Annotated in this window: 1 protein-coding gene; it reads left to right on the forward strand. The window is 60.1% G+C overall.

Features of this window, described 5'->3' with window-relative positions:
- Nucleotides 1-119: 119 nt before the first annotated feature.
- A complete protein-coding gene (locus G3N94_RS41420; RefSeq protein ID WP_205799919.1) occupies nt 120-1,145 on the forward strand; it encodes an IS110 family transposase in 1,026 nt (341 codons plus the stop codon).
- The last annotated feature ends 330 nt before the right edge of the window (nt 1,146-1,475 follow it).

Here is a 1,475-nt window from a genome sequence, read left to right on the forward strand (position 1 = left end):
GGGGTAATCGAATGAAAGGGACTTCCCCGTCCCGAGGCTGCGGCGGAAGCCGCGAATCGGCATCAAAGTGCCATGATGGAGTGTCGAGCCTTCATCAACGCCAGCGCGAGGGGAAGTCCATGTCCATTGTCACTGTCGGAATCGATCTTGCCAAGAATGTGTTTGCCATCCATGGGGTGAATGAAACCGGCAAGGCGATATTGGTCAAGCCAAAGGTCACGCGTGATCAACTTGTGGGGTTGATCGCGCAATTGCCGCCGTGCCTGATCGGCATGGAAGCCTGCTCTGGCGCGCATCACTGGGCCCGCATGTTCCAGCGACATGGCCATACCGTGAAGCTGATGGCTGCCAGACTGGTGGCACCGTACCGGATGTCCGGCAAGCGTGGCAAGAACGACGCGGCAGATGCTGCGGCCATCTGCGAGGCCGTGACGCGCCCCAGCATGCGTTTTGTGCCGGTCAAGGACGAACACCAGCAGGCGACGCTTTGCCTGCATCGAACACGACAAGGCTTTGTCGAAGAGCGTACTGCAACATATAACCGGATTCGTGGACTGCTTGCCGAGTTCGGCGTGGTCCTGCCGCAGAAGCCGGAGCGGTTACGCAACGAGATTACGGCGCACCTGGATGCCTTACCGGGTTGGGCCGGCAGAAGCATCCGCGACCTGCTCGAACACATCGACAGCATCGAAGACCGACTGGTCGAATATGATCGCGCGATCCGCGAGATAGCGCGTGAGGACGAGCGTAGCCGGCGACTCATGCAGCTGCGTGGCATCGGCCCGACAACGGCCAGTGCGTTGCTTGCCAGCATCGGCGCCGGGCACGACTTCAGGAACGGCCGCCAGGTAGCCGCCTGGCTCGGCTTGACGCCTGGACAATACAGCAGCGGCGGTAAAGCGCGACTTGGCAGTATCACCAAGGCTGGCGACGCCTATCTACGCGGTCTGCTCGTGAACGGTGCTCGCGCAGTCATGGCAAACCTGGGTGACAAACAGGACCGCTTCAGCCGTTGGGTCAGGGCCTTGACCGAGCGTCGCGGCTATTGGCGCACGGCGGTAGCGATCGCTGCCAAGAATGCGAGGATGGCATGGGCGCTGCTGAGATATGGCGCTGACTTCAAACATGAACCAGCTGCCGGTTAAAACACAGGCATCCACACCGTACCGCCATCTGACCATGACCAGATAGAAGATCACTTTGCACTGCCAGCGGTGATGTGAAGCGGGTTGGACCCGCGCGAGGCGTACCTGCGAAAAGTACTGGGACTTCAATCCCGATAATCGAGCGAGGTCCCCGCGCGCGTCTTTCATCAGGGTCCGGGCCATTGGCCCACGATGACCGTTTGTAGTACCGCAGTCCTTCACCTTCTCACGCAACGCAGGCAACGGCAAAGCAACAACGGAAATCCGCGATTGAGCTTGCGCTCAACGGGGAAGCCCTTGTAGTCCTTTTCGTGCAAAATCTGGCGGTTT

Origin of the sequence: Burkholderia sp. Ac-20353, assembly GCF_017104785.1 — a bacterium.
GTDB lineage: Bacteria > Pseudomonadota > Gammaproteobacteria > Burkholderiales > Burkholderiaceae > Burkholderia.